Below are 19,363 nucleotides of genomic sequence, written 5' to 3'. Positions count from 1 at the left end.
ATATTTTATCATTAATCAAAAAGAAGATAAACCTAAAATGGCATATCTTCTTTGGCGTATACATTATTTCTGATTAATCTTAAAAGAAGTTCAACTCCTTTTTTCATCATTGTGATAGAGACAAATTCGTATGGTCCATGGCAATAAAAACCACCAGTTCCTAGATTGGGACAAGGTATTCCTAAAAAAGATAGACGAGCGCCATCAGTACCACCACGAATAGGAATAATTTCTGGTTGTAAGCCAACATCCCTCATCGCAACTTCAACCTGTTCGATAATATGAGGATGATCTTTGATAATATCTTTCATATTCAGATATTGTTCATGCGTTGTCAGATGAACAGCTTCGTAACCATAAAAACTATTGATATAAGCTTGAATTCTTGAAAAATCATTGAGCTGATGTTTGAGTTGCATATAATCATGGTTACGGACAATGTATTCTAATCGTGTTTTTTCACAATTTCCCTGCATATGTGTTAAATGATGAAAACCTTCATAGCCTTCTGTGTATTCTGGTTTTTGTTGTGAAGGTAGCATTTGATGAAACATCATGGCGACTTCCTGAGAATTGACGAGTTTATTTTTTCCGCTTCCTGGATGAACACTTTTTCCTGTGATTTCAACAAGAACCTGATAGGCATTGAAGTTTTCAAAATGAAAAGCATTTATATCGCCACCATCAATCGTATAAGCATAATCTACTGGAAAGAGATCAAGATTGAAATGTTCTGTCCCTCTACCGACTTCTTCATCAGGTGTGAAAGCTACCATAATATCATTATGCTTGAATTCAGGATGTTTATACATATATTCAGCCATGCTCATAATAATCGCAATACCTGCTTTATCATCTCCACCTAAAAGCGTTGTGCCATCAGTTGTGATAATATCATGACCAACGACTTTATTTAAATCAGGAAATTCCCTTGGAGATAATAACATATCTGGTTGTAAAGTAATATCTTGTCCATCATAGTGACGAATAATTTGAGGGTGGATATGTTCACCACTGGCATCTGGAGAAGTGTCCATATGGGCAATCAGTCCAATGACATCGCCTTGATGATGATTATTAGATGGGATTTTCCCATAAACAACACCAAACTCACTCATTTCGACATCACATAATCCTAAGATGCGCATTTCTTCAATTAAAAATTGCGCAAATTCTTTTTGATTATCTGTTGAAGGAGATGTTGTCGCATAAGGATTGGATTGAGTAGGAAAACTGATGTATTTTAAAAAACGATTTTCTATTTTCATGATGATTCCTTCTTTCTTTCGTTATTATATCAAGAAATGCGTTTATCGACAATATCACAATATATGCTGACAATCTTATTTTTTACTAGCCAAATGCTATGATTATGATTATAATAAGGGGCGGAGGTAAAAGGATGGCAAAATATTATGCAGTGAAAAAAGGTAGACAAACAGGTGTTTTTTCATCTTGGGATGAATGTCAAAAAATGGTTAAAGGTTTTAAAGGGGCTGTTTATAAATCATTTGCTTCATTAGAAGAAGCCCAAGATTTTTTACAGGAGAAAAAACGTCCTGCAATTAATGAGCAAGGTCTGATTGCTTATGTGGATGGTAGCTATAATCAAAAAACAAGAGAATATGGCTATGGCTGTCTATTAATTGAAGGTCAACAGATGATTGCACAATTTTATGGCAAAGGAAATCATTCTGATTATGTGGAGATGAGAAATGTAGCTGGAGAAATTGCGGGAGCTCATAAAGCTATTAGTTATGCGATTGAACATCAATATCCGATGATTTGCATTTACTATGATTATGAAGGTATTGAAAAATGGGCTGAGCATTTATGGGAAGCACGTCGTCCAGGAACGAAGGCTTATCAGTCATTTGTTGATGAAAGTCGAAAAAAAATTGAGATTCGTTTTATCAAGGTTTTGGCACATAGTGGAGATTTATATAATGATATGGCAGATCAATTGGCAAAGAAAGCAGTAGGTATTCAATGAGTGAAAAAATAACTGTTTTTGATATTGAAGTCTTGAATCAGGATCCAGCAAGCCTTTGTGCAATAGGTATTGTAGAGCTTCAGGATAAGAAAATTATTTCCACATATTATTCATTAATCAAACCTAAAAATCTCAGTTATGATAGTTATCGCTACAAAATCCATCATATTAAGCCTCAATCACTGTATAAAGAAAAAACATTTGAAGAAGTCTGGAAAGATATTCATCATTATTTTGAAAATACCATTGTTGTTTCGCATGATATTCAGGGTGATATGATGAACTTGCGTGCGGCCTTAAAACAAAATCATCTTGTGTATCCTCGTTTATTAATGTCTTGTACAAATGTTCTTGCACATCTCATTTATCCAGATCTTCAAAAATATAATCTCAAAGATTTATCACAGATGATTGGTTTTGAATTTCAGGCACATCATGCTTTAGAGGATGCTAAGGCTTGTGCATATCTGTTAGTTGAAATGTTAGAACATGTTGGAGTAGAAAGCTTGTATGATTTACATCAACAATTTCATTTAGAGTTTGGCGAAATGAAAGAAAACTATTATCGTAATATCATATCAGCGGAATCTGTTCATCAGCTTTTAGAGATGAATCAGAAAGAGGATGCTTTATTGTATCATCAATCTGTTTGTTTTACCGGAAAATTAACAATGCCAAGAGAATTATTAGAAGAAAAAACAAAGGAAGTTTGTGCCTTATCAACGAATCAGGTAAGTACGCATACCAATTATCTTGTGATTGGTGGAAAAGGTTATCGAAAAGTACGTTTTGGAAAGGAAAATAAAAAAGTTCAAAAAGCCTTGCAATTGATGAAACAAGGTCAGGATTTAAGAATTATTCATGAAAAAGAATATTTAGAACTTTTAGAGGGGAGAAAAGAATGTCTATAAAAATAAGAATCGCACAAATAGAAGATGTTGAGGACATTTTAAGAATTTATGCTCCCTACGTTTTAAATACCAATATTACTTTTGAATACAATGTACCAACCTTAGACGAGATGAAAGCACGTATGCAAAAGACATTAGAAACTTATCCTTATCTGGTTGCTTTGGATGATGAACGTATTATAGGTTATGCCTATGCTTCACCATTTCATAGTCGAGCAGCTTATCAATGGGGTAGTGAATTGTCTATTTATTTAGATCAGCATTATCATGGACAATCTATTGGTAAAAAGCTTTATTCAGTATTGTTAGCTTTACTCAAATGTATGAATGTCCAAAATGTTTATGCCTGCATTACGCATCCTAATGAAAAAAGCGAAAGATTCCATGCTTTTTTTGACTTTCAGATGGTGGGCTGCTTTCATCGTGCAGGTTATAAGATGGGAAATTGGCATGATGTGATATGGATGGAAAAAGCCATTGACCATCAGCAGCATGTTGAAGCGCTGATACCGTTTTCTCAGTTAACGCATGAACAAATTGAATCCTGTTTGGCTTTGTGCTATGATAAATAAAATGAGGTGAAGAGATGGATACATTAATTATTGGAAGTGGTTTTGCAGGAAGTGTTGTCGCAAGAGTTCTTGCAGAACGTGGGGAGAAAGTGAAAATTATTGAAAAAAGAAATCATATTGGTGGGAACTGTTATGATGAGTATGATGAACATGGTGTTTTGATCCATAAGTATGGACCACATATTTTTCATACAAATCATAAAGATGTGTATGATTTTTTGTCACGTTTTACAAAGTGGTATGATTATCGTCATGAAGTAGTAGGAAATGTCTATGGGAAGATTATCCCTATACCATTTAATTTAAATACACTCATGATTGTCTTTGGTCAAGAAAAAGGAGAGCGTTTAAAACAGGAATTAATTGAGACATATGGTGAAAATGCCAGAGTGCCTATTTTAGAATTACAAAAAAATCCATCTTCAGGGATTCAGGAAGTGGCACAATATGTCTATGAAAATATATTTTTGAAGTATACGATGAAACAATGGAATCAGAAACCTGAAGAAGTTGATCAAAGTGTCACAGCGAGAGTGCCTGTTTTGATTTCTTATGATAATCGTTATTTTCAAGATCAATATCAGGGGATGCCATTAGAAGGATATACAAAATTATTTGAAAATATGTTGGATCATCCTCATATTGAGATAGAACTCAATAAAGATGCGAAACAAGATTTATCTTTTGATTTTGAATCTCATCAGATTTATTATCAGGGGAAATTATGGGAAGGCAAAGTGATTTTTACAGGAGCTATAGATCAGTTTTTTGATTGTTGTCTAGGGCAGTTGCCATATCGTTCATTACGTTTTGAGTATGAACATTATCCACAAGATCATTATCAAAGCAAAGGTGTTGTGAACTATACGGTTAGTGAAGACTTTACACGTATTACAGAATTCAAGTATTTAACAGGCCAAAAAATCTCTGGAACAACAATAGTCAAGGAATATCCAGAAATTTATCGTGATGAATCACAAGTGCCTTATTATGCGATTTTATCACCAGAAAACTTAGCTATGTATCAAAAATATGTAGATTATGTTAAAGCATTTCCTCGCTTTTATTTATTAGGTCGTTTAGCCCAATATAAATATTATAATATTGATGGAATTGTTGAAGAAGCTTTAAAGCTTGCGGAAACATTGTAGGAGGCATTTATGAAATATTTAAGTATTGCGATTCCATGTTATAATTCTCAGGATTATATGGATAAGGCGATTGAGTCTTGTCTGATATTAAAAGATGATGTTGAAATTATCATTGTGGATGATGGATCATCTGATCGTACTGCACAAATTGGTGATGAGTATGCTATGAAATATCCTGAAACAATCAAATGTGTTCATCAGGAAAATGGTGGTCATGGTCAGGCAGTGAATACTGGTTTGAAAAACGCAACAGGACTGTATTTTAAAGTTCTTGACAGCGATGACTGGTTTGATCAGTCAGCACTTGTCAAAGTCATAGAAACAATTAAAAAATCATATCAAAAAGATGAAGATGTGGATATGTTTATAGCCAATTACGTTTATGAAAAGCCAAGTGCTCATAAATCTAGTGTGATTAAATATACCAATGCATTACCACAGGATAGAACTTTCAGATGGTATGATATTAAACATTTTTATCCACAACAGAATTTATTAATGCATAGTGTCATTTATCGTACACAGCTTTTAAGAAATTGTAATCTTGAATTACCAAAACATACTTTCTATGTTGATAATTTATTTGTTTATCAACCATTACCATTTGTCAATACACTTTATTATATCAATGTAGATTTATATCGTTACTACATAGGTAGAGAAGATCAGTCTGTTAATGAAAAAATTATGATTTCACGTATTGATCAACAAATTAAAGTCAATAAATTAATGATTGATTGTTGTGATGTTATGAAATTAAAGAGTCGAAAACTAAGAAATTATATGGTGAAGTATCTGACAATGATAACAACTGTTTCTACAGTTCTGCTTTTAAAATCAGGAACTGAGGAACATCTTCAAAAGAAAGATGAACTTTGGGCTTATTTAAAAAATAAAAATCCAGAACTTTATCGTGCTGTGAAACATACATTCTTAGGATCAATGATGGAAATGGATGGTCGTATTGGTAAGAAACTCATTACAACAGGCTATGCTATTTCACAAAAATTATTTGGATTCAATTAAAATGATGTTTGTATTTATCCCCTTTTTGGGGATTTTTTTTAAATGAGAGAGAAAAGTCAAAACCAAAAAAGAGGTTCTTTCATATATAATAATATAAAAAATGATTATATGATTTGTTTCTACAAAGCATTTGTGATTAAATATAAAGAAAAAGAGGTGAAGAAGATGGAAAAAACATTAATTGGTAGAATATTAGAAATGGATCCAGCAGCCCGTCATCCTTTAAATGTTATTATCAACTATCCAGGATTACATGCTATGTTTCTATTTCGTATTTATCATTTTTTATGGAAAATGCATCTTAAACTTATTGCACGTTTATTGAGTCAGATTGCACGCTTTTTGACAGGTATTGAAATTCATCCAGGCGCAACTATTGGGAAGAGATTCTTTATTGATCATGGTATGGGAGTTGTCATTGGTGAAACGACTATTATTGGTGATGACTGTACTTTGTATCAGGGAGTTACACTAGGTGGAGTTGGAACTGGTGAGCATAAAGTCAAAAGACATCCAACTTTAAAAAATAATGTAATGGTTTCAGCAGGTGCAAAAGTTATTGGAGATGTAACAATTGGTGATAACAGTATTATTGGTGCGTCATCAGTTGTATTAAAAGATGTACCACCTAATTGTACAGTGATTGGTATACCGGGTAGAATTGTGAAAGAAAATGGTCAAAGAGTTGATAAATCGTTATAAAAAGAAACATTCTTGTTTTTGATTTTGTTCATAAAAAGCCTTCTGTTTCATACAAATGAAATAGGAGGTTTTATTATGATATCTATTGATATTCAAGCGGCTTTACATTATTATGGGCTAGGTTTATTGAAACGTGAAAATCATCTTTATTGTCTGGTAGATTTGAAAACAGGGGAATGGTATGAGAAGATGACAATTTATTATATTGAGATATTATTGAAGAATTGGAATCATTATCGAATAAATTGTTCTTGATTGAATTTTATAATATATCATGTTAGAATAAACGGGTGATAAAATTTGTTAGTTATTTTTATATAAAAATCAAATCATGTCCCAGTACCTCAGTAGGATAGAGGGTCCGCCTCCTAAGCGGAACGTCGCAGGTTCGACTCCTGTCTGGGACGCCAGAAAAGTCGCTGTAAGCCTTTATTTTTAAGGGTTTACAGCTTTTTTTGTTGATATTAAGCAATTTGTGTTGAGCTTTTGGAATATTATAGGCTGATAATCAAAAAGTGTTTAAATTTCAGAACATGAGTTGGTAAAATTTGAAATATGTTCAATCATTTAAAATATAACATTATTGTATGTATTTTAAGATATTTTGATGAGAATTGCCTATGATGTTATTGTATTTGTTCAAGAGAAAGTATGTTTTCATTTGTCTGAAGATTAATAAATTCTATTACTTTATATTTTTGTTTTGATAATAACGATTTGATAATAATAAGGGTTTGATATTTGGCAAACATATTTCCGAGGCAATTTGTACAAATATTTCTGGTTTAGGCTCCATATCATGTTCAAACCATAAAATAAAATTGTTAAATATTCCACCAGTGTGATAATATAAGGGAACCTTTGTTTCAAATTCTTTGTTGATCATGTCTACATTTTCTAAAAAATAATCATTTAATGCAGGTAATAGTAGATATGATAATTGATTTCTATGGATAATCAGGATTTCTTTTTTATATTGATAAAAGGTTTTAAAAATATGAGATAGATATTTTGATAACTGATTTTGAGAAGTTTCAGGAAGAGAAAGTATACTTTGTTTAAGAATATTGCAAAAGAAAGTTTCTATGATTTCTTCTTTAGAATGAAAATGACGATAATAAGTTGAGCGATTGACACCAGCTTTGTCTGTGATTTGTCCAATAGTAATTTGAGAAAATGGTTCTTTTTCCATGAGTAATAGTAAGGCAGTTATGATATATTTCTTCATTATTTGTGCAGTTGTATTTTTTCTTCTCATCGGCAACAAAACCTCCTTTTTGTTGCAATTTACATCACAATTCTTGTTTTTTACAAGAGAATTGTTAAAATAAAAATGCAACATTTGTTGCTTTTATTATAAAAAGTCATGAAAGTACAGTCAAGATTGTTTCATTTATAAAAAGAGATGAAAATATATTATGAGGAGATGTGACTATGAAAAAATTAATTGAAAAGCTTTATCAAATGACAACTTATATCCAACCTATGGATTTTACAATTCATCAATATTTACTTGCAACGAACCCTGCTATTTTGTTTGCGACAGGTACATATGAAGACGCAAAAAAGAATTTACCTTTTATCAAAGAAATCTTGGATGGAAGGGAACTGAAATATATTTTTGTTTCACATTTAGAAAGTGATGAATGTGGCGGGCTCTCAGTTTTTTTATCAGAATATCCTGAAGTAACTGTTTTGTGTTCTCCACTATGTGGAAGAGAATTACCAGGTTATGGATATAAAGGAGATATTAAGGTATGTCATGTGGATGAAGATTTAATTGATGGAGAGCTGGAACTTCAATTTATTGATCATCCATCAGAGGTGCATCTGCAAAATGGTTTATTATGTTTTGAAAAGAATAGTGGTCTTCTTTATAGTTCGGATCTTATGCAGCAGTATGGTCATGGTGCAGGTCAATTCATTCAAAGTCATTGGAAACAGGAAGTTGAGAAAATTGATTTGAATCGTGTGCCTAATGAAAAATATCTACATATTCTTAAGAAAAAATTATTACAAATTAATCCTCGATATATAGCTGTTGGTCATGGTTTTTGTATAAAACTGTAACAGCATATGAGAGAAGGATAAGTTTAAATAATTTTTTCAGTAAAGGAAAATTTTTCATTATTTTTTGTTTTTAAATAAGTCATATAGCACAATATTTACTTTAAGCAAATATTGTGCTATATTTGTTTTAGAAAAGAAAGTTTTTGTATAAATCAAAAGAAAATCAAAGAATTTTTGCGTATATATAAGTAGGAGATCTTTTTTATCATTCCTTGAATATTGAAAAGCTAACTATAAAAATCAAAGGAGGAATGATGAATTGAAACAGGAATATCTTGATGCATTAGAAAAATTAAGACCTATTGATAATGACTTTATGAAAGTCGTATTCAAGGATCAAAGATGTGTGGAATTATTATTGGATATTATCTTTGAGTATCAGTTTTATCTTGTAGAATTTCATATTGAAGATGAGCATAAGAATCTAGAAGGAAGATCAGTAAAAATGGATATTGTCGCTCATGATGAGTCTGGTAGAGTTGTTGATATCGAGATGGAAAAAGCATGGAAAATGCAACACCTTTAAGGGCCAGATATCTATGTCATCTTTATATGTGAACAGTTTGTATTAAAACCTGGAAAGATAGATAGACATATTCAAAGATATATAGATGGTGAAAGCTTATTTGACGATAAGGTTCATATCATCTATATCAATGCCAACATACAGGATGAAACGCCATTAGGGAAACTGATGCATGATCTGATGTGTCAAAAACCAGAAGATATGTATTATGAAGCACTGAGAAGAAGAGTGGGATATTTTAAGAATCACGAAGGAGGTAAGAAGATGATGTGTGATGTTATTCAAAAACTTGTAGAAGAAGAAAAAAAGAAAGCTGAAGAACAAGCTGAAAAGCGAGGAGAAAAACTGGGGCGTATAAAAGGAATAATTAAAATCTTATTGAATAAATTTCCTGGTATGGATTTTGACTGGGTCAAAGAATGCAATGAAGAACAACTGAATAAGATTGATGATAATATCCTTTTAGACATCAGCTACAATGATTTCTATAAATTGATTCATACTTGATTATTAAAGGGTACATCATTACTTTATAATTATTTTATGATGTGATTATGTTCAATCGTACTTAGGTACGATTTTTTCTTCGTTGATCCATTTCTCTTTTAACAAGTGTATCTTCATAATTTTGAATAATATCTTTTAAATCATCAATAACATGTAATAGATTATCAGCTTGTTTTTGTAATAAATGCAATTGCTCAATTAAAAGTTGCTTACGTTGAGGAATGGTATGTTCACCTTCATGAAATAAATCAACATAAGTTTTAATTTGTTCTACTGTTACTCCAGCTTCTCTTAATGTTTTGATGAAATTAATGCGACGAAAATCTTTTTCTTTATAAATACGATGTCCACTGGCATTTTTCTCAACAGGATCCATCAAACCAATTTTTTCATAATAGCGTAAAGTTGATGCAGCAATATTAAATTTTTGACTTGTTTGTGCAATTGATAATTGTTCTTCCATGATAAATTCCTCCATGTGTTTTATTATAAAATGTTCTGTTATGATTATCAATTTCAAAAAAGAGGTTGACTTCAAGTTAACTTTAAGTACTAAAATAAATATGGAAATGAAAGGAGAGATTTATCAATGAAAACATGGTTAATTACAGGATGTTCCAGTGGAATTGGAGCAGGAATCGCAAAAGCAGTTTTAAAGAGTGGAGATCAGGCTGTAGTTACAGCGAGAAATAAAGATAAAGTCATGGATATTGTGAAGGATTATCCAGAAACAGCATTAGCTGTTTCTCTAGATGTTTGTAATCATACGAGTATTCAAAAGGCAGTGGCAGCTGCTTATGAAAAATTTGGGACTATTGATGTTTTGGTTAATAATGCTGGCTATGGATATCGTTCTGCCATTGAAGAAGGAGAAGTGGAAGAAGTTCAAACCTTATTCAATACGAATTTATTTGGACCTATTGAATTAATTAAAGCGGTCTTACCAAAAATGAGAGAACAAAAATCTGGTTTTATTATCAATGTGACTTCAATTGCGGCTGCCAGATCAGCGATTGGTTCAGGGTATTATGCTTCATCAAAAGCAGCATTAGAATTATTGACAAATGGATTGATGAAAGAATTGGCGCCATTAGGAATCAAGGCTATGGTTGTTCAACCTGGTGCATTTAGAACAAGATTCTATGATAATGAATCACTCAAAGGAACACAAACAATGATTGATGATTATGAAAGTACTGTTGGTAAAACAAGACCAGGAAACTTTGCGAATACACATCAACAGGCAGGAGATCCTAATAAAGCAGGAGAAGTCATTGTTAATGTTGTTCATGGGGATGAACAGCCAGAGATTTTAACTTTAGGATCAGATGCAGTTGCTGCAGTTAAATCAACTTTAGAAGCCAAAATGGCTGAATTAGAAAAATGGGCTGATGTATCAGCATTAAGTGATTTTGATAAATAAAATGTATACAGTCATAGATGATGTGTGTATAAATACCATCATTGATGACTGTTTTTTCTTTTTATAGTGTGATTAATTTTATATGATATATCCCCTTTTTTTATGAAATCGTATATAATAAGAATAGATGAATTTTTGAATTGTAAGAGTTAGGAAATGAAAAAATGCTGCAAACATAATACGAAAGAGAGGATGAATCATATGAATAGAATTGAACGCAGTCGCATCAAATATGAACAATTATTTCAAACTGAACAAAAGAAGGATTTGCATGACCCAGAATTGATGGCACAGCTTCAAAGACTTATTTTTGGAGAAGTCTTTGAAATTGGGGAATTATCCAATCAACAAAGAGAGTTAATCACATGTACTGTTTTAGCAGTATTGCAGACTTTACCCCAATTAAAAGCACATGTTGGGGCAGCACTTAATGTAGGAGTGACACCATTAGAGTTAAGAGAGGCTTTTTATCAATGTGCTCCTTTTATTGGTTATCCAAGAACACTCAATGCAATTGGCGTATTCAATGAAGTGTTGCAGGAAAGACATATTGATTTGCCATTAGAAGATCAATGTGATTTTGATGATAGTGAGAGATATGAACGAGGGTTAGCTATTCAAAAGGAACTTTATGGTGATGAAATTAAAGAACGTTATCAATATTTACCAGATGAATTTGCACAGGTATTACCAAGATTTTTAACGGAGTGGTGTTTTGGTGATTGTTATACACGTCAAGCAATGGATATTCAAACAAGAGAATTATTGATATTCTGTATTTTAACGGCGCTTAATGCTAGTGGTCAATTGTATGCGCATGCTTTAGGTAATGTTAAAGTTGGAAATTCTTTAGAAATTCTATATGCTGCTTTGGTTCAATGTCTGCCATATTTAGGTTTTCCATGTATTTTCAATGCTTTCAATGCGATTAAGGAATTAGCTCAGTAGACATGTATTTATTTCAACGTATTGAAGAAATGATGATGGAATATCATGATGCCAAAAGTGTCATTGCGAAATTTTTATTAGAAGAAAAAGAGCATCTTCCTCAATACACAATGGATGATATTGCCCATTATACATATACTTCAAAATCAACTTTAGTTCGCTTTGCAAAGTTATTGGGATTTAAAGGTTGGAAAGATTTTAATCGTGCCTTGATAGAAGAAATCAAATATAGTGAGAATAAGCAGATAACAGTTGATGCTAATCTTCCTTTTCAGCCAACAGATGATTATAAGAAAATCATCAGTCAGGTTGCTGATTTACAGATTGAAACTATTATGGATACCATGCATTTGCTTCAAAAAGAAATGCTTGAACGAACAGTGATTCGTTTATCAAAAGCTAAGAAGATTATAATATTTGGAATGCGTCCTCATTGTTATAATGCGGAAAGTGTGAGATGGAAGTTTTTAAGTATTGGATTGCATATTCATGTAGCTGAAGAAGGAGAATTTGGAATGTTATCGCGAACTTTAACTCATGAAGATTGTGCGATTTTGATTTCCTATTCTGGAAATAATGTGCATAGAAATCCAATGGCATTGGTTGATATTTTCAAAAGAAATCGTGTGCCTATGATTGCAATAACAAGTGGTGGTCATAATTATTTACAACAGAATATTGATTGTGTGTTTGAATTGTCTGCTCAGGAAAGACTTTATTCGAAAATATCCAATTTTGCTTCTGAACAATCATTATTATTTATTTTGAATGTTATTTTTGCCTGCTATTTTCAAAAGGACTATTCAAAAAATTTAACTTACAAAATTGAAAATTCAAAAGTGTTAGAAGAACAAAGGCAGGCAACATTAAGACGAGTGAAAGAAGAGTAATTTTTTATTCTTCTTTTATTTTGATGTATGATGAAATGTATCAGTTTAAAATTTCATTTTATTTCATCTTTTTATGAAAGATTATTGAGAATGTGTAAAATAAAATTTCTTCTTTAAAAAAAGATGGGGGAAACATTGTTATTAAAAATAACTCATGTTAAAGTCTTCTCATAGGTAAGAAAGAGAGGATGAAGAACATGTTTTATCAGAAATTAAAAGATTTTCCTGATGATTTTTTATGGGGAGCGAGCACTTCAGCTTATCAGGTGGAAGGAGCATATAATGAAGATGGCAAAGGATTATCTGTTCAAGATGTCCATCAACCACCACAAGGAATTACCGATTTTAAAGTGGCGAGCGATCATTATCATCGATATCAAGAAGATGTTGCTTTGATGGCTGAACTTGGTTTAAAAGCATATCGTTTTTCTATTGCATGGACAAGAATTATTCCAGATGGAGATGGTGAAATCAATCTTAAAGGAATAGAGTTTTATAATCATTTGATAGATGAATTAGTAAAAAATCATATTGAACCCATTGTGACAATCTATCATTTTGATTTGCCTTTGGCTTTACATGAAAAAGGAGGATGGGCCAATCCTCAAACGATTGATGCTTATGTCAGATATGCTAAAATTTTATTTGAGAATTTTGGAGATAGAGTTAAATACTGGTTAACAATTAATGAACAAAATGTCATGATTAATCATCCTAATGCGATGAATCCAGGACGTATCCCTGATAAAAAAGAATTGTATCAGGGTTGTCATCATATGTTTGTCGCAGCTGCGAAAGCAACATTATTATGCCATGAAATGGTTAAAGACGGGAAGATAGGACCGGCACCTAATATTACAGCCATCTATCCAGAAAAATGTAATCCTGCTGATGTTATTGCAGCTGATAATTGGGAAGCTATTCGCTGCTGGTTATATTTAGATGTAGCAGTTCATGGTTATTATAATCCTTTGGTTTGGTCATATTTAGTGGAAAAAGGCTATGCGCCAGAAATCAAAGAGGAAGATATGAAAATTATTGCTGAAGCGAAACCAGATTATTTAGGAATTAACTATTATGCAACAGCAACAGTAGCTGCAGCTAAAAATGATGGTACAGACTGCCAGCCAAGAAATGGAGACCAACAAATCATGATAGGAGAAGAAGGTGTCTATCGTGCTGCGAAAAACAATTATTTGGAAATCACTGAGTTTGGGTGGATGATTGATTCTGTTGGCATGAGAGTCACCCTAAGAAGAATATATGATCGTTATCATTTGCCTATACTCATTACAGAAAATGGATTAGGGGCTAAAGATGAATTGGTTGATGAAAAAATACATGATCAATATCGCATTGATTATCTACAAAGACATTTTCATCAGACTCAATTAGCTTTAACAGATGGTGTAGATATTATTGGATATTGTCCTTGGGCTTTTATTGATTTAGTGAGTACACATCAAGGTTATGGAAAGCGATATGGCTTTGTTTATGTAGATAGAGAAGAAGATGATCTTAAAGAGCTCAAGCGTTATAAAAAAGATTCATTTAACTGGTATCAGCAGGTTATCAAGAATAATGGGAAAATGCTTTAAGGAGAGATTTTATGGAAAATAGAAGTCAAAAACATTATGGTGTCGTTGGTGTATGTTGTGGTCTGGCTGCATCGTCAATAGGTATATCTATCAATTCTTCGGGTGTGTTCTATACAGCTGTCTCAGAAAGCTTAAATATTATGCGTGGATCTTTTTCTATGCATATGACTATATTTTCATTAGTCACAGCGATCAGTGCATTTTTCATTCCAAAACTTATGGAAAAAATATCTTATAAGCTTATTTTAAGTGTGAGTGTGATAATTGCTGTTTTATCTACTGCAGCGATGTCTCTTGCAACAACGATTCCTATGTTCTATTTTTTAGGGGCCTTACGTGGACTCAGTACAAGTTTCTTTTCTATTGTTCCTTTGACACTAATTATCAATCAATGGTTTGAAAAAAATCATGGTTTAGCTACAAGTATTGTTTTTGGATTTAGTGGAATTGCTGGATCATTATGCTCTCCTGTATTATCTTACTTTATTGAGAATTTTGGATGGCAAAGTGGTTATTTGATCAAAGCAGGCATCATATTATGTCTATGCCTACCTGCTATTTTATATCCGTTTCATATCAATCCAAGAGAAGATGGCTATTTACCCTATGGACATATTGAAAAAACAGAAAGTGAGAGAAAATCTATACCTGATTTTCATTTCTTAACAATTGCTTTTATTAGTTTCTTTGTTTTTAGTTTGTTCTGTAGCTGTATTACAAGTTTTACACAACATTTTCCTGGTTATGGAGAATCATTGGGATATAGTGTGTCTACAAGTGCACTCTTATTGTCTGCAGGAATGATAGGTAATGTGGTTTCAAAACTGATTATTGGAGCTTTAAGTGATTGGCTTGGAGCTATGAAAGCGACAATGATGATGTTATTTGTGATTATGGTAGGAATTGTCTTGCTTATTTTTGGAAACAACTTTATTCTTCTGATTATCGGTGCATTTCTATTTGGTTCCAGCTATGCAATAGGAGCAGTCAGTTTACCACTACTTACTAAATACTTCTTTCAAGTTGATCATTATGCGAAAGTCTTTCCAAGTATTTCATTTGCTTCTAATTTAGGGGCGGCTATCTCTTTATCTATGGTTGGATATATTTATGATTTCTTTGGTTCTTATTTATATGGATTTGTGATTGCTTTTATTATGGTTTTCATTGGTGTTCTCTTACTTGTTATCACGCAAGTGAAAAAATAATGCTGTTGACAGCTTTTTGATTATATAATGAGATTTGTCATACTTTTTAACCATAAGTGTTTATGCACAATAAGTATTTGTCAAAAATGATATTTCTCGTACAATGAATTGTAGAGGATGGTGATATCAATGAAAAAAATCATAACTGTTATCATAAGTCTATTTATTATGGTATGTCTTGTTGTAGGAGTGAATGTTTTTGTTCTTGACCGTTTTTCTCATGATGAAGAGAATGTTTCACAATATCAGAGTACTCTTCAGGATGATGAAAATCATACAGAGAGTGCATCAACTGTTTACATGACAAGTGAAATCACTCCCCAAAAGCTTGTCGATATCTATGAAGCTCTTAATTGGACACCTACAGGAGAAGTTGCCGTAAAACTATCAACAGGTGAACCACCAGCTAGTCATTATTTGGATCCCGAACTGATTAAAGATTTAGTCCAATAAGTTGATGGAACAATTGTTGAATGTAATACAGCTTATGGAGGGTCACGTAGCAATACAAGTATGCACTGTCAGGTAGCAGAAGATCATGGTTTTACTTCTATTGCAAATGTTCAGATTATGGATGAAAATGGTTCTATGAGCATACCTGTTCATCAGGGAGAACATTTAAGTGAAAATTATGTTGGAGAAGCTTTTGATGATTATGATTCTTATCTTGTCCTTTCACATTTTAAGGGACATGCCATGGCAGGATATGGTGGTGCTATCAAAAATATTTCCATTGGTTTGGCATCCAGTGAAGGAAAATCATGGATTCATACAGCTGGACAAAGTCATAGTGGTATTTCAGGGGATCAGGATGCATTTTTAGAATCAATGGGTGAAGCTAGTAAGGCAGTCAGTGATTATTTGGATAATGGCAATCGTATTGTTTATATTAATGTTATGAATCATTTGTCAGTTGACTGTGATTGTGATGGGAATCCAGCAGAACCAGATATGCATGATATTGGTATTTTGGTTTCAACTGATCCAGTGGCTTTAGATAAAGCTTGCATAGATTTGGTATATAATGCACAAGATGGTCAGTCTTTAAGAGAACGTATTGAATCACGCAATGGATTGCATACATTAGAATATGCACAACAGATTGAACTAGGTAATCAAACTTATCATTTGATGAATATTGATGATGGAAACAATTAGACAACAGTTTATTTATTTCTGGTATTATTTTGATATTCAGTTCAGACAGATTTTTATTTATTGGATAATCGGAATTTTGATTGGTTCATTCATTTCAGTTTTTATTAAGGATAAAATTTTTCATCTGGCTGGATGATTGATTTCTAAGGATTATGGAATCCTTGGCCTTTTACTGGCAGCTATGTTAGGTATATTATCACCGCTCTGTATGTATGGAACTATTCCTATTGCAGCAAGTTTTGCTAAAAAGGGGATGCATCAGGATATATTGGCAAGTTTTATAATGAGTTCTATATTACTTAATCCACAATTGTTGATTTATAGTGCTGCTCTAGGAAATATCGCCATGCTTATAAGATTGAATGTTTCCATAATGGGAGGTTTTCTAGCAGGGTTACTTGTGAGAATAATATTTAAAGAGCAGAATTTCTTTTGTTTTGATCGTTTTGAATCTTCAACAAATCGTGATACTGATCCCAATATAATATGGAGGTATTTAAAGAATGTTGGACGCAATATTAAGGTGACAGGTCCGTATTTTTTACTAGGAATTGTTTTAACGGCTTTATTTCAGATGTATGTTCCCCAAGATTTATTTGCTCATCTCTTTGTCCATCGAGGTTTCGGTTTGCTGATGGCAGCAACATTAGGTGCTCCCGTATATGTTTCTGGTGGTGGAACTATTCCGTTACTTAATGATTGGCTTCATCGTGGTATGAGTTTAGGCGCTGGAACTGCTTTTATGGTGACTGGTCCAGCAACCAAAATAACCAATCTTGGTGCTTTAAAGATTATCTTAGGCGCAAAACATTTTGTTTATTATATGATTTATGTCATAGCTTATGCTTTAATAATAGGTAGTGCCATAGATATTTTCGGTATCACAATATCAATATCATAGCAAATAGGCATAACATGATATAACAGATAGGTATTCGTCAAAGTCTCAATGATATAGTAAAATATTTTTGGATAAGGAGGTTATCGTAATGAAGAAAAATCTTGGACCGGCATTAGCTTTATATCCAATGCCTATAGCTGTGATAGGAGCTCATGTTCAAAATAAACCGAATTGGACTCTGGTAGCTCATGTGGGTATTGTTTCACATGATAGTGTATTGGTCAGTCTAGCAAAACCACATTATATTAATCAAGGAATTTTAGAAAATAAACGTTTATCTATCAATCTTGTCAATCAGTCTTTTTTAGAAAAGGCTGATTATGTTGGAAGTGTAAGTGGTCATAAGGTAGATAAATCTCAGGTATTTGACTATAGTATGAGTGATCAGGGAGTTCCTATCATTAATGATTCTCCATTAGTTATTGAAGGATCAGTTGTAGATGTGTATGAATATGAGAATTTTGATAATTTTATTGTTAAAATAGAAAACACCTATGTCGATGAAGATAAGTTGAATGATCAGGGCAAAATTGATTACCAGAAAGTCAATCCAATTTTATTTGATTTTCCAAATTATGAATATTTATCATTAGGTCAAGTCGTTGGAAAATGTTTAAAACTTCATGATAAAAAGAATGATTAGTTGATGAAAGCATATAAAAAAGCAGGTCAAATTTCACTGCTTTTTTATATGCTTTGATGGATCTTGTTGTAGAATTTTTATTTAAAGTATCTCTGATTTCAAATGAGTGTAAAAAAGAGACGAATCATATTGATTCAGTCTCTTCAGGCTGTTGACAAAGTAAAAAAGTCAACAGCTTTTTGTTTTCAAATAAAAGAGTATATGGTATTATATCTATTGTCGTGGATGACTTCTTTCCAAATACGCAAATTTTGAGGCTCCACGACCTTTTATTTTATCATCATGTCATGAAAATATGATATAATGTAAGTGCGTATTTGGAGGTAAAATATTATGGCAATGACATGTTTAAATAATCGAAAAAATGACAGCTTTATTTTGAGTACTATAGATGAATTAGTACCATCGGATCACAAGGTAAGAGAGCTTGAGGAAGCCATTGACTGGACATTTATTTATCCACTGGTGAGACCGCTCTACAGTTCTTTTGGAAGACCAGGTATCGATCCGGTGGTACTTTTTAAAATGCTTTTTATTAACTTTACATTTGGTATCCATTCCATGAGAAGAACATGTGAAGAAATAAAGGTCAACCTTGCCTACAGGTGGTTTTTAGGATTGTCCATTGATGATGAGGTTCCAAACTATTCAACCTGGTCACAGAACTATATCAGAAGATATGGAGATTCGGAAATTTTCGATGAAATTTTCAACAGGATCATCAAAGAAGCCATAGCATATGATTTTGTGGATCTTGATACAGTATTTGGAGATGGAACACATCGAAAAGCCAACGCCAATAATAGAAAACACGAAAACAAGGTCGTAGAGATCGTCAAGAAACATTATGATGATGAACTTCTGAAAGAAATCAACAAAGATAGAGAAGAACATGGAAAGAAAGCATTAAAGGAAACAAAGGATATAGAGCTTGCATATGATGAAGAAACAGGAGAACTGATTGAAGGAAAAGGGGCAAAATCAATAAAGGTAAGCAAAACAGATCCAGAAAGCGGATGCTTTCATAAGGGAGAAAAACAGAAATGCTTTGCATATACAAACCTGACGTTCTGTGATAGACATGGATTTGTATTGCATAATACAGTAGCACCAGGCAATCAGCACGATAGTGTTGT

General features: G+C 32.5%; 23 protein-coding genes and 1 tRNA gene. 21 read left to right on the top strand and 3 right to left on the bottom strand.

The window, feature by feature from the left end; all coding sequences use genetic code 11:
- Window positions 1-32 precede the first annotated feature (32 nt).
- Window positions 33-1,268 (bottom strand): peptidase T, encoded by a 1,236-nt coding sequence (gene pepT / locus ACZYT4_RS01260; protein ID WP_463781815.1) that lies wholly within the window; start codon window positions 1,266-1,268, stop codon window positions 33-35.
- Between the two features lie 134 nt (window positions 1,269-1,402).
- Between pepT and ACZYT4_RS01255 the strand changes: the two genes are divergently transcribed.
- From ACZYT4_RS01255 to ACZYT4_RS01220, 8 genes are all read left to right on the top strand, one after another.
- Entirely contained in the window at window positions 1,403-1,993 is a 591-nt protein-coding gene (locus ACZYT4_RS01255) for a ribonuclease H1 domain-containing protein (RefSeq protein ID WP_463781814.1), read from the top strand.
- Window positions 1,990-2,904: an exonuclease domain-containing protein gene (locus ACZYT4_RS01250; RefSeq protein ID WP_463781813.1), complete on the top strand. Its 915-nt coding sequence runs from the start codon at window positions 1,990-1,992 to the stop codon at window positions 2,902-2,904. Before ACZYT4_RS01255 ends, ACZYT4_RS01250 begins: the two co-directional genes overlap by 4 nt.
- A complete protein-coding gene (locus ACZYT4_RS01245) occupies window positions 2,895-3,476 on the top strand; it encodes a GNAT family N-acetyltransferase (protein WP_463781810.1) in 582 nt (193 codons plus the stop codon). Before ACZYT4_RS01250 ends, ACZYT4_RS01245 begins: the two co-directional genes overlap by 10 nt.
- Window positions 3,477-3,490: 14 nt before the next feature.
- The gene (gene glf, locus ACZYT4_RS01240; protein ID WP_463781809.1) at window positions 3,491-4,627 is read left to right on the top strand and encodes a UDP-galactopyranose mutase; all 1,137 of its coding nucleotides are present in this window, start codon (window positions 3,491-3,493) and stop codon (window positions 4,625-4,627) included.
- A gap of 9 nt (window positions 4,628-4,636) precedes the next feature.
- The gene (locus ACZYT4_RS01235; RefSeq protein WP_463781807.1) at window positions 4,637-5,653 is read left to right on the top strand and encodes a glycosyltransferase family 2 protein; all 1,017 of its coding nucleotides are present in this window, start codon (window positions 4,637-4,639) and stop codon (window positions 5,651-5,653) included.
- A gap of 165 nt (window positions 5,654-5,818) precedes the next feature.
- A complete protein-coding gene (epsC, locus tag ACZYT4_RS01230) occupies window positions 5,819-6,355 on the top strand; it encodes a serine O-acetyltransferase EpsC (RefSeq protein ID WP_463781806.1) in 537 nt (178 codons plus the stop codon).
- 75 nt (window positions 6,356-6,430) lie between these two features.
- A complete protein-coding gene (locus tag ACZYT4_RS01225; protein WP_463781805.1) occupies window positions 6,431-6,610 on the top strand; it encodes a hypothetical protein in 180 nt (59 codons plus the stop codon).
- A gap of 78 nt (window positions 6,611-6,688) precedes the next feature.
- Window positions 6,689-6,765, top strand: a tRNA-Arg gene (locus tag ACZYT4_RS01220).
- 275 nt (window positions 6,766-7,040) lie between these two features.
- Here the strand turns inward: ACZYT4_RS01220 and ACZYT4_RS01215 are convergent.
- On the bottom strand, window positions 7,041-7,613 hold the full coding sequence (locus ACZYT4_RS01215) for a TetR/AcrR family transcriptional regulator (protein ID WP_463781804.1): 573 nt from the start codon (window positions 7,611-7,613) through the stop codon (window positions 7,041-7,043).
- 176 nt (window positions 7,614-7,789) lie between these two features.
- On the opposite strand from ACZYT4_RS01215, the gene ACZYT4_RS01210 reads away from it, so the two are divergent.
- From ACZYT4_RS01210 to ACZYT4_RS01200, 3 genes are all read left to right on the top strand, one after another.
- Window positions 7,790-8,425: an oxygen-binding di-iron domain-containing protein gene (locus tag ACZYT4_RS01210; protein ID WP_463781802.1), complete on the top strand. Its 636-nt coding sequence runs from the start codon at window positions 7,790-7,792 to the stop codon at window positions 8,423-8,425.
- A 259-nt stretch (window positions 8,426-8,684) separates the two neighbouring features.
- On the top strand, window positions 8,685-8,951 hold the full coding sequence (locus tag ACZYT4_RS01205; RefSeq protein WP_463781801.1) for a hypothetical protein: 267 nt from the start codon (window positions 8,685-8,687) through the stop codon (window positions 8,949-8,951).
- Between the two features lie 168 nt (window positions 8,952-9,119).
- Complete coding sequence (locus ACZYT4_RS01200) at window positions 9,120-9,458, top strand: hypothetical protein (RefSeq protein ID WP_463781800.1); 339 nt, start codon at window positions 9,120-9,122, stop codon at window positions 9,456-9,458.
- A gap of 61 nt (window positions 9,459-9,519) precedes the next feature.
- Here ACZYT4_RS01200 and ACZYT4_RS01195 read toward each other — a convergent pair whose 3' ends face one another.
- Window positions 9,520-9,921 (bottom strand): MerR family transcriptional regulator, encoded by a 402-nt coding sequence (locus ACZYT4_RS01195; RefSeq protein WP_463781799.1) that lies wholly within the window; start codon window positions 9,919-9,921, stop codon window positions 9,520-9,522.
- 126 nt (window positions 9,922-10,047) lie between these two features.
- Between ACZYT4_RS01195 and ACZYT4_RS01190 the strand changes: the two genes are divergently transcribed.
- The 10 genes from ACZYT4_RS01190 to ACZYT4_RS01145 all read left to right on the top strand — a co-directional run.
- A complete protein-coding gene (locus ACZYT4_RS01190; protein WP_463781798.1) occupies window positions 10,048-10,881 on the top strand; it encodes an oxidoreductase in 834 nt (277 codons plus the stop codon).
- Window positions 10,882-11,082: 201 nt separating this feature from the next.
- Complete coding sequence (locus tag ACZYT4_RS01185) at window positions 11,083-11,829, top strand: carboxymuconolactone decarboxylase family protein (RefSeq protein WP_463781797.1); 747 nt, start codon at window positions 11,083-11,085, stop codon at window positions 11,827-11,829.
- A 2-nt stretch (window positions 11,830-11,831) separates the two neighbouring features.
- Window positions 11,832-12,719, top strand: a complete 888-nt coding sequence (locus ACZYT4_RS01180; RefSeq protein ID WP_463781795.1) for a MurR/RpiR family transcriptional regulator — start codon at window positions 11,832-11,834, stop codon at window positions 12,717-12,719.
- 197 nt (window positions 12,720-12,916) lie between these two features.
- Window positions 12,917-14,317, top strand: a complete 1,401-nt coding sequence (locus ACZYT4_RS01175) for a glycoside hydrolase family 1 protein (RefSeq protein ID WP_463781792.1) — start codon at window positions 12,917-12,919, stop codon at window positions 14,315-14,317.
- 11 nt (window positions 14,318-14,328) lie between these two features.
- A complete protein-coding gene (locus ACZYT4_RS01170) occupies window positions 14,329-15,525 on the top strand; it encodes an MFS transporter (RefSeq protein ID WP_463781791.1) in 1,197 nt (398 codons plus the stop codon).
- A 129-nt stretch (window positions 15,526-15,654) separates the two neighbouring features.
- A complete protein-coding gene (locus ACZYT4_RS01165) occupies window positions 15,655-15,978 on the top strand; it encodes a hypothetical protein (RefSeq protein WP_463781789.1) in 324 nt (107 codons plus the stop codon).
- Window positions 15,979-15,990: 12 nt separating this feature from the next.
- A complete protein-coding gene (locus ACZYT4_RS01160) occupies window positions 15,991-16,683 on the top strand; it encodes a DUF362 domain-containing protein (RefSeq protein WP_463782039.1) in 693 nt (230 codons plus the stop codon).
- Between the two features lie 136 nt (window positions 16,684-16,819).
- Window positions 16,820-17,584 (top strand): permease, encoded by a 765-nt coding sequence (locus ACZYT4_RS01155; protein WP_463781787.1) that lies wholly within the window; start codon window positions 16,820-16,822, stop codon window positions 17,582-17,584.
- 88 nt (window positions 17,585-17,672) lie between these two features.
- Window positions 17,673-18,227 (top strand): flavin reductase family protein, encoded by a 555-nt coding sequence (locus ACZYT4_RS01150; RefSeq protein WP_463781785.1) that lies wholly within the window; start codon window positions 17,673-17,675, stop codon window positions 18,225-18,227.
- A gap of 333 nt (window positions 18,228-18,560) precedes the next feature.
- Window positions 18,561-19,363, top strand: an 803-nt coding sequence (locus tag ACZYT4_RS01145; RefSeq protein WP_463781784.1) for a transposase, incomplete at its 3' end; no start/stop codon positions are given.

Source organism: Massilimicrobiota sp. mt181 (genome assembly GCF_055420065.1).
The sequence above is the reverse complement of the archived record's forward strand: the minus strand, read 5'-3'. Positions and strand labels throughout refer to the sequence as shown.

Excerpts from the sequence above, each read along its gene's own strand:
- ACZYT4_RS01245 (WP_463781810.1), top strand. The coding sequence starts at position 2,895 with ATGTCTATAAAAATAAGAATCGCACAAATAGAAGATGTTGAGGACATT.
- ACZYT4_RS01195 (WP_463781799.1), bottom strand. The coding sequence starts at position 9,921 with ATGGAAGAACAATTATCAATTGCACAAACAAGTCAAAAATTTAATATT.
- ACZYT4_RS01235 (WP_463781807.1), top strand. The coding sequence starts at position 4,637 with ATGAAATATTTAAGTATTGCGATTCCATGTTATAATTCTCAGGATTAT.
- ACZYT4_RS01210 (WP_463781802.1), top strand. The coding sequence starts at position 7,790 with ATGAAAAAATTAATTGAAAAGCTTTATCAAATGACAACTTATATCCAA.
- epsC (WP_463781806.1), top strand. The coding sequence starts at position 5,819 with ATGGAAAAAACATTAATTGGTAGAATATTAGAAATGGATCCAGCAGCC.
- ACZYT4_RS01200 (WP_463781800.1), top strand. The coding sequence starts at position 9,120 with ATGCATGATCTGATGTGTCAAAAACCAGAAGATATGTATTATGAAGCA.
- ACZYT4_RS01250 (WP_463781813.1), top strand. The coding sequence starts at position 1,990 with ATGAGTGAAAAAATAACTGTTTTTGATATTGAAGTCTTGAATCAGGAT.
- pepT (WP_463781815.1), bottom strand. The coding sequence starts at position 1,268 with ATGAAAATAGAAAATCGTTTTTTAAAATACATCAGTTTTCCTACTCAA.
- ACZYT4_RS01190 (WP_463781798.1), top strand. The coding sequence starts at position 10,048 with ATGAAAACATGGTTAATTACAGGATGTTCCAGTGGAATTGGAGCAGGA.
- ACZYT4_RS01225 (WP_463781805.1), top strand. The coding sequence starts at position 6,431 with ATGATATCTATTGATATTCAAGCGGCTTTACATTATTATGGGCTAGGT.
- ACZYT4_RS01215 (WP_463781804.1), bottom strand. The coding sequence starts at position 7,613 with ATGAGAAGAAAAAATACAACTGCACAAATAATGAAGAAATATATCATA.
- ACZYT4_RS01170 (WP_463781791.1), top strand. The coding sequence starts at position 14,329 with ATGGAAAATAGAAGTCAAAAACATTATGGTGTCGTTGGTGTATGTTGT.
- ACZYT4_RS01185 (WP_463781797.1), top strand. The coding sequence starts at position 11,083 with ATGAATAGAATTGAACGCAGTCGCATCAAATATGAACAATTATTTCAA.
- ACZYT4_RS01180 (WP_463781795.1), top strand. The coding sequence starts at position 11,832 with ATGTATTTATTTCAACGTATTGAAGAAATGATGATGGAATATCATGAT.
- ACZYT4_RS01255 (WP_463781814.1), top strand. The coding sequence starts at position 1,403 with ATGGCAAAATATTATGCAGTGAAAAAAGGTAGACAAACAGGTGTTTTT.
- glf (WP_463781809.1), top strand. The coding sequence starts at position 3,491 with ATGGATACATTAATTATTGGAAGTGGTTTTGCAGGAAGTGTTGTCGCA.
- ACZYT4_RS01165 (WP_463781789.1), top strand. The coding sequence starts at position 15,655 with ATGAAAAAAATCATAACTGTTATCATAAGTCTATTTATTATGGTATGT.
- ACZYT4_RS01175 (WP_463781792.1), top strand. The coding sequence starts at position 12,917 with ATGTTTTATCAGAAATTAAAAGATTTTCCTGATGATTTTTTATGGGGA.
- ACZYT4_RS01150 (WP_463781785.1), top strand. The coding sequence starts at position 17,673 with ATGAAGAAAAATCTTGGACCGGCATTAGCTTTATATCCAATGCCTATA.